The sequence below is a fragment of the Thiomonas sp. genome, assembly GCF_054608695.1.
Genome location: NZ_JBTRXV010000046.1, coordinates 24,055 through 30,689 on the forward strand (window position 1 = coordinate 24,055; position 6,635 = coordinate 30,689).

General features: G+C 60.1%; 8 protein-coding genes and 1 pseudogene. 3 read left to right on the top strand and 6 right to left on the bottom strand.

Features of this window, described 5'->3' with window-relative positions; translation table 11 throughout:
• Positions 1–242 precede the first annotated feature (242 nt).
• Positions 243–1,226, bottom strand: a pseudogene (locus tag ACYCUK_RS14655) (ISL3 family transposase); the annotation flags it as partial.
• A gap of 136 nt (positions 1,227–1,362) precedes the next feature.
• Here ACYCUK_RS14655 and ACYCUK_RS14660 point away from each other — a divergent pair.
• Positions 1,363–1,770, top strand: a complete 408-nt coding sequence (locus tag ACYCUK_RS14660; protein ID WP_461595447.1) for a DUF6933 domain-containing protein — start codon at positions 1,363–1,365, stop codon at positions 1,768–1,770.
• A 69-nt stretch (positions 1,771–1,839) separates the two neighbouring features.
• Here ACYCUK_RS14660 and ACYCUK_RS14665 read toward each other — a convergent pair whose 3' ends face one another.
• The 5 genes from ACYCUK_RS14665 to ACYCUK_RS14685 form a co-directional block, all read right to left on the bottom strand.
• The gene (locus tag ACYCUK_RS14665; protein WP_461595448.1) at positions 1,840–2,205 is read right to left on the bottom strand and encodes a ribbon-helix-helix domain-containing protein; all 366 of its coding nucleotides are present in this window, start codon (positions 2,203–2,205) and stop codon (positions 1,840–1,842) included.
• Between the two features lie 82 nt (positions 2,206–2,287).
• A complete protein-coding gene (locus ACYCUK_RS14670) occupies positions 2,288–2,869 on the bottom strand; it encodes a DJ-1/PfpI family protein (RefSeq protein ID WP_461595449.1) in 582 nt (193 codons plus the stop codon).
• Between the two features lie 78 nt (positions 2,870–2,947).
• Entirely contained in the window at positions 2,948–4,534 is a 1,587-nt protein-coding gene (locus tag ACYCUK_RS14675) for a GMC family oxidoreductase (RefSeq protein WP_461595450.1), read from the bottom strand.
• A gap of 20 nt (positions 4,535–4,554) precedes the next feature.
• Positions 4,555–5,169 carry a twin-arginine translocation signal domain-containing protein gene (locus ACYCUK_RS14680; protein ID WP_461595451.1) on the bottom strand — a complete coding sequence of 205 codons (615 nt, stop codon included), beginning with the start codon at positions 5,167–5,169 and terminating at the stop codon, positions 4,555–4,557.
• A gap of 57 nt (positions 5,170–5,226) precedes the next feature.
• Complete coding sequence (locus ACYCUK_RS14685) at positions 5,227–5,625, bottom strand: VOC family protein (RefSeq protein ID WP_461595452.1); 399 nt, start codon at positions 5,623–5,625, stop codon at positions 5,227–5,229.
• A 228-nt stretch (positions 5,626–5,853) separates the two neighbouring features.
• Between ACYCUK_RS14685 and ACYCUK_RS14690 the strand changes: the two genes are divergently transcribed.
• A complete protein-coding gene (locus tag ACYCUK_RS14690) occupies positions 5,854–6,396 on the top strand; it encodes a Crp/Fnr family transcriptional regulator (protein WP_461595453.1) in 543 nt (180 codons plus the stop codon).
• 101 nt (positions 6,397–6,497) lie between these two features.
• Positions 6,498–6,626 (top strand): hypothetical protein, encoded by a 129-nt coding sequence (locus ACYCUK_RS14695; RefSeq protein ID WP_256359991.1) that lies wholly within the window; start codon positions 6,498–6,500, stop codon positions 6,624–6,626.
• The last annotated feature ends 9 nt before the right edge of the window (positions 6,627–6,635 follow it).

Below are 6,635 nucleotides of genomic sequence, written 5' to 3' on the forward strand. Positions count from 1 at the left end.
ACGCCTGGTGCCGCGAGCACGGTGTGTATCCGGGGCCGAGCTCAGCACGTGGCGCGCGAGTTGCACCGCCGCGCGCTGGCCGAGCCCGAGGAGATGCGAGCCAGTCCGCAGGCTGAAGGTCTAGCGAACCACATCGGCCCCGAGCCGTGCGCAGGCATCCGCGAGGGTGTCGGCGAAGCGTCGGCAGGGGAACACACAGGCCAGCCATTGAGCCACGTAAGTTTTATTGGCTCTATTGAATTTCAAGTGGGTTGCTGGGCATGAGGGTTGATCGCGTGGAAGTCGAGTTTTCCGACGATCAGGAAGATGACGGTCTTGATCGCGGACCGTCGCGTGAAGCCGCGAGCGCGGCGCTTGGCGGCCTGGAACAGGCCGTTGATGGCTTCCAGGAATCCATGGGTCTGACGCGTCTGCGCCCAGGCCACGATGCCCTCCAGGTGGCGGCGCACGAGGGCGGCCACCTCTTTCATGGGCTCGACCTTGCTGCGCATGACGCAGGTGCACCAATGCTCGAGCATGGAGCGCACCACGTTGATCTGCTTGCGCTCCAGGATCTCGCGCAACTGTTCCTTGTAGAGCCAGGCCCGAGCCGTGCGCAGCGTGGTCATCTTGGCGATCAAGGCGTCGAGGTCGGCCGCTGCCGCGGGCTTCAGGTTGGCGCGATCCTTGAGCAACAACCAGCGCATGCCTTTGAGAGACTGGGTCGTGCGCTGCTCGATACGGCGCATCTTGTCCACGGCCGCGTTGGCGTGCCAGACGACGTGGAACTTGTCGAAGGTGATGCGTGCGTTGGGCAGCTCTTCGCTGACGCCTTGGAGGAAGGCCGGCGACATGTCGATACTCACCGTGTCGATGCTCTCGGGCGGGCAGCCGTGGTCATCCCGGTGGGCGGCCAGCTCTTTGATCGTCTTGGCATCGCGCCCCTCGGTGACGAACAGCACCCGACGCCGGGCGGCGTCGGCCGTCAGCATCCCATAGGCGTGAGCGCGAGCCCGCGAGGTCTCGTCGATGGCCAATGCCTTCACGTCGCTGAAGTCGGCCAGACCCAGGGCGATCTCGACATAACGAGTGCACACGGCGAGCACGCGGTGGTCGGACTCGCCCACGATGCGCGCCACAGCGGCAAATGGCATCTGCTTGGCCAGCATCAGGATCAACGCCTCGAACAGCAGCGTGAAGCCCGACAGACGACCCGCAAAGTCGGGCTCGACCCAGCGCACGGAGCCGCTGGGCGCGCATTTCTCCTAATTCCACGGCCCAACCCGGTGAGATTGATGTAGGAAAGTGCTGCTGCTTGAGATTGGCCGAAAGGCTGATGAAAGCGCACAGCTCTGTTCAATCTGCACTGCACCAGGAAGTTGTTTGACCGTTTTGCTGGTGAACGAACGGACATTGCTCCCCGTGCTGATGCCGCTGGCACCTGCCGTGACGCTCACGCAACGGTCCCCCGCCGCTCTGACGTCCGTGTTGGACGCCCACGACTGGAACATGGGTTGCATCGAGGCCGAGACTGCGGCGATGCACGAATGCTCCATCATCAAGACAGCAAATCGCAGCCTGCTCGGCATGCTCAATGAATTCACCTTCATGGCCGAGGTATACCGAGAGCGGCTGGAGCATCCCGATCTGCTCTCCATTGCATTGGAGCTTGCTGACACGCCGTGCAAACCAATCAAAGTACGACAGCCCGGCCATGCTGATACGCGCGATACGCGGCGGCGGGCAAGTGCAATAGACATCAACCTGCTGGCGTGGTCCAACGGCCGCTGACAGCCATCACCGGACCACACCAACTTCGCGCCCAGTCACGCTACTTACCGGCTTCTGAGTAAGCTACGCTCAACCTGTCAAACATGAAAGGTTACGTGGCTCTCGGGCCAGCTTGACCTGGCGCAGCGGCGAAGCCGAATGATCTCTTGGTGTCAGAAAATGCGAGGCATCCCCTTGGTATGTAGCCAAATAGCGTAGGCAGCTCACGCGGAGAAAAGACGCGAAATTGACGACTTCGCCATGCAACGTGGTGAGCTCATCGTGCAGTTTGACGACGAACTCACTCGTCGTCATGCCCTCGCGTTCTGCGATGTCATGCAACACGTCCCAGAAGAGATTCTCCAAACGGACCGTGGTAATGACGCCGTGAATGCGTACCGAACGCGTCCGTGACTCGTAGAGGATAGGGTCGGCTTTCACATAGAGTTCACACATTGCTCATCTCCCTTGATGCCAACGTCTCGACTGCGCATCGCTGGCTCGGAGATGCGCAGTCGAACTCAAACTGGATCGCTTTTTAGGGCGTGATCTGCGTGCCCAAGACCTTCAAGAATTTGGCGATGAACTGCGGGTGCGCAGGCCATGCTGGTGCCGTCACCAAATTGCCATCGACAGCAGCCTGATCAAGGCCAATCTCCTGATAGTGGCCGCCGGCAAGTTCCACTTCCGGCTGACAGGCAGGATACGCGGAACACTTGCGCCCGGCCAAGACATTCGCGGCAGCGAGGATTTGCGCGCCGTGACAAACGGCTGCGGTGGGTTTGCCTTCGCTCATGAAGTGCTTCACGATGGCAATGACGTCAGGGTTGAGCCGCAGGTACTCGGGTGCTCGACCACCTGCAATGACCAGCGCGTCGTAGTCCGCAGCCCGCACAGCGGCGAAGTCCGCATTCAATGCAAAGTTGTGGCCGCGTTTTTCACTATAGGTCTGGTCACCCTCAAAATCGTGGATCGCCGTCTTGATCGTCTGGCCCGTTGTCTTTCCCGGACAGACGGCATGCACCGTGTGCCCCACCATCAGAAGCATCTGGAACGGGACCATCACTTCGTAGTCTTCGGCGTAATCGCCGACGAGCATCAGAATCTTCTTTTGTGCCATGGTGAACTCTCCTCATGTAAACGAAGGAATGCCCGAACACGCCAACGCGTGCGGAGTCCGGGCTGAACTGTCTGAACCTTAGATCGCACGCTTGCGCATTTGCTCGGCGATGTGATCGGCCTGCCGTATGGCGAGCGTCACAATCGTAAGCGTCGGGTTTTCTGCCGCGCCCGTCGTGAACTGGCTGCCGTCAGAAATGAACAGGTTTTTCACGTCGTGCGTTTGTCCGAACCTGTTGCAGACACCGTCCGCGGCTCGCGCGCTCATGCGACATGTGCCGAGGTTATGCGTAGACGGGTAAGGTGGCACCCGATAAACGCGTTTCGCGCCAACAGCTTCGTAGACCGCCGATCCTTGGCGAAAACCATGCTCGCGCATGGCCTGATCGTTGGGATGGTCGTCGACATGCACATTCGCCACAGGCACGCCATATTGATCTTTCACCGTCGGATTCAACGTGATGCGGTTGGTCTCGCGCGGCATATCTTCACCGACAATCCACATCCCGGCGGTGTGCGCGTATTCATCCATGGCATGCGTGAATTCCGGGCCCCAAGCCCCTGGATTCAGGAAGGCGGCATAAAAGGATAGCCCCAGAGAAATGGTTTCCATGTGGTACCCGCCGACAAAGCCGCGACTCGGATTGAAGACCGATTCATCGCTGATGATGCCGGCCATCGTCGTGCCCTTGTACATGTCGACGTTGTTGTCGAACACGCCATAGACGGATGCCGTCGTGTGGCGCATGTAATTGCGTCCGACTTGACCCGATGAGTTGGCCAGGCCGTTGGGGAACAGGGCCGACTCGGAGTTGAGCAGCAAACGCGGTGATTCGATGGAATTTCCCGCGACGCAGACAACACGGGCTTTCTGGCGCTGCAGGCGTCCTTGTGCGTCGTAGTAAAGAACAGCCGACGCCTTTCCGCTTGCATCATGTTCAACGCGAACGACTTGGGCCTGTGTTCGTAATTCCAGATGTCCGGTAGCCTGGGCTCGCGGAATTTCTGTGTATAAGGTTGACCACTTGGCGCCGGTGCGACATCCCTGGAAGCAGAACCCGCGCTGAAAACAATGGGTTCGACCGTCCCGTACCTTGCTATTGATCGCCATGTGACCCGTATTGCATGCCTTGTACCCGAGCTTGGTCGCGCCGGCGTACATCACCTTGAAATTGTTGTTGCCGGGCAAGCCTGGGATGCCATTCGTGCGTGTCACGCCCATCTTGTTTTCTGCCCTGGCGTAGTAAGGATCCAGTTCCTCGCGTGTCAGGGGCCAGTCCAACAAGTTGGCGCCTGGCAACGCGCCGTAGGTTGTGCGCGTTTTGAACTCGTGCGGCTGAATGCGCAGGCTGGCACCAGCCCAATGCACAGTCGTTCCCCCCACGGTTTTGCAAATCCAGGCCGGCAAATGGGGGAAGTCGCGGGCAACACGCCAGGAGCCCGAAGTGGTGCGTTTGTCCAGCCATGCCAATTGGTTAAACGACGGCCATTCGTCGGCCAGGAATTGCGCTTGGGTGTGCAGCTTGCCCGCTTCAAGCAACACGACATCAATGCCCTTTTGGGCAAGCTCATTGGCAAGCGTGCCGCCTCCGGCTCCAGAGCCGATGATGACGACGACATGGTCATCGTCGGGTGAAAAACTGACCTTGTTTGGGTTTGCGTCCATGATTGTCTCCTGGATGTTTTTTAGTTGTCTTGGGGAATGGGGCCGCTGGCATCGCCTGGCGGGTTCGGCAACCACGCCAAGTCGTTGAACCCCTTGTGCAAATAGCCGGCGTCACCTTCCTCTCCGCCGTATCCGAAATGGGCGTATGCCATGGTGTTGCTGTAGAGGGAAACAACGGCCGTGCTTCGCACCAGGCCGAAGAAGGGTTCTGTCTGCATCGACTCCACGTCAACGCCCTGCAGTGCCGTCGAGCGCTTGAGCCAGTTGTTGCCAGCAATAGCATCCAGGCGTCTGACGCCCTCGATCAGCGTTTGCTGAGTGCCTGGGTCGGCATTGGCCTTCTGGTCGAGCGCTTTGACGACAAGCGCATACACCGCGTCATCAAGCCCGGGGTGCGGGTACAGGTGCCGCGTGAAGGCCAGAATGACCGCGCCTTGGTGGGCGTCGAGAGTGGACATCTCAAGTGCCCAGGCGCGGCTTGGCGCCAGGACGGACAGCACCGACGAGAACGCCAGGGTTCCAGTCAGCACACCGGAGCCCTTAAGGAGGCTCCGGCGGGTGAGCGGAATTGAGCCAATGTTGGCCTCTGATCCACGGCATGCATCGGGTTGGATCGGAATCACGGCGGTCTTCATGGTTGTCTCCTTTGGTTTTTGGGTCTACTGATCAACGGGCTACTCGTCGCGAGTGGTTCACTGGTAATGCCCGTGGCGCTCAAGGATTTCAAGCTTGTAGCCATCAGGATCCTGGATGAAGAAATAGCGGGCAAGCAGTTGGCCACTGTCATCGCGGAACTCGCGGATGTCGTTCGGGCTCAGTTCGAGTTTTCGCAAACGCTTGTGCGCCTCAGCAACGTCGTCCACGCAAAAGGCCACATGGCCATAGCCGTCCCCGTGTGTATAGGGTTCCTTGCGGGATTTGTTCCATGTCAACTCAATCTCGTTGTCGGCCAGCTCATTGCGCAGGTAGACCAAAGAGAAGTCGGGAAAATCCAGTCTGTGCACAACCTGCAGGTCGAATGCCTGTTGATAAAAACGCAGGGACTTGTCCAGGTCCAATACGCGAATCATGGTGTGAATCAATTTGGCCATGCGGCACCTCCTTGAAGCTCACTGTAGGCACCGGGGAGGGCGCCCAGGTAATGCATAGTTAAATCGCCCTAAGGGATTTCCCGGAACCGACTCAAGTGAGCCGAGAATCCTGAAAGCGACAAGTTGGGCCGGAGTTGCGCTTGGGGTCGATGCTTTGCGCCAGCCGCAGCGCCCAGCCCAAGCGCCAGCCCTCCAATCGCCATAGCCGACTAGGCTTCAGCGACCGCCGTGGCACTCGCCGCGGTTCCCTCCCCCGAGGGTTCGACCGATCTCCACACCACGCCCAGTTCCGCCGTGGTGCTGACGTCGGGGCATGGCTATCGGCTGCCCCGCAGCGCGCTGATGCGGGCCTTCGAGGGGCCGGGGCAGATGCGGCGCCTGCTGCTGCGCTATACCCAGGCGCTGATCACGCAGATCACCCAGACGGCCGTCTGCTACCGCCATCATTCGATCGAGCAGCAGCTCAGTCGCTGGTTGCTGTCAACCGCCGATCGTTCGCCAGCGGGAGCGTTGGTGATGACGCAGGAGCTGGTGGCCAGCATGTTGGGCGTGCGCCGCGAAAGCATCACGCAGGCTGCTGGAGGGCTGCAGGAAGGCGGCTATATCCGGTACCGCCGAGGCCACATCACGGTTCTCGATCCGATCGGGCTGCAGACCTGTGCGTGTGAGTGCTACGGCGTGGTGAAGCATGAGTTGCACCGTTTGCTGACCGAAACCCGGCTCCGTCAGGACGACACGGCGTTCGAGCGCCCAAGCGCTGGCCTGGTCTGACCGCGTCGCGAGGCCGGCAGCGGCTTGCGTGCGGTGACGCACGGAAGTCGTTGGGCCGCAGCGCGCACAATCTTCGTTCAATCAAATCTGGAGTACGCACCATGACCAAGGGCAAGCACGGCAACAAGGAAGCCAAGAAACCGAAGAAGGTGCACGTTCCCAACCCACCCGGACTGCCCGCGAGTTTGGCGCCGATGATCCCCAACCCGCTTCGACCGAAGAAGCGGTAACGAATCTGG

Coding starts and splice junctions, on each gene's coding strand:
- ACYCUK_RS14685 (WP_461595452.1), bottom strand. CDS start 5,625: ATGGCCAAATTGATTCACACCATGATTCGCGTATTGGACCTGGACAAG.
- ACYCUK_RS14695 (WP_256359991.1), top strand. CDS start 6,498: ATGACCAAGGGCAAGCACGGCAACAAGGAAGCCAAGAAACCGAAGAAG.
- ACYCUK_RS14670 (WP_461595449.1), bottom strand. CDS start 2,869: ATGGCACAAAAGAAGATTCTGATGCTCGTCGGCGATTACGCCGAAGAC.
- ACYCUK_RS14680 (WP_461595451.1), bottom strand. CDS start 5,169: ATGAAGACCGCCGTGATTCCGATCCAACCCGATGCATGCCGTGGATCA.
- ACYCUK_RS14675 (WP_461595450.1), bottom strand. CDS start 4,534: ATGGACGCAAACCCAAACAAGGTCAGTTTTTCACCCGACGATGACCAT.
- ACYCUK_RS14665 (WP_461595448.1), bottom strand. CDS start 2,205: ATGTGTGAACTCTATGTGAAAGCCGACCCTATCCTCTACGAGTCACGG.